This is a genomic window from Clostridium sp. ZS2-4, assembly GCF_026719745.1.
Classification (GTDB): domain Bacteria; phylum Bacillota; class Clostridia; order Clostridiales; family Clostridiaceae; genus Clostridium_H.
The window spans coordinates 1-631 of the sequence record NZ_JAPPRQ010000063.1 but is presented as its reverse complement, the minus strand read 5'-3'; the positions used below and the strand labels follow the sequence as shown (position 1 = coordinate 631).

Here is a 631-nt window from a genome sequence, read left to right as displayed (position 1 = left end):
CGTACCGCAAACCGACACAGGTAGATGAGGAGAGAATCCTAAGGCCGGCGGAAGAATTACTGCTAAGGAACTCGGCAAATTGACCCCGTAACTTAGGGAGAAGGGGTGCCTACGAGAGTAGGCCGCAGTGAACAGGCCCAAGCAACTGTTTATCAAAAACACAGGTCTCTGCTAAAGCGTAAGCTGATGTATAGGGGCTGACGCCTGCCCGGTGCTGGAAGGTTAAGGGGAATGGTTAGTCTTCGGGCGAAGCCATGAACTTAAGCCCCAGTAAACGGCGGCCGTAACTATAACGGTCCTAAGGTAGCGAAATTCCTTGTCGGGTAAGTTCCGACCCGCACGAATGGCGTAATGATTTGGGCACTGTCTCGGCAGTAAATCCGGTGAAATTGAAGTGTGAGTGAAGATGCTCACTACCCGCGGTTGGACGGAAAGACCCCGTAGAGCTTTACTGTAGCTTAGCATTGAATTTCGGTATTGTCTGTACAGGATAGGTGGGAGACTTGGAAACAGGGGCGTCAGCTTCTGTGGAGTCAACCTTGGGATACCACCCTGACAGTATTGGAATTCTAACTGGCGGCCATGAATCTGGTCACAGGACATTGCTAGGTGGGCAGTTTGACTGGGGCGG

1 rRNA gene is annotated in these 631 nt (G+C 52.0%); it reads left to right on the top strand.

Features of this window, described 5'->3' with window-relative positions:
- Window positions 1–631, top strand: a 23S ribosomal RNA gene (locus OIO11_RS11590); the annotation flags it as partial.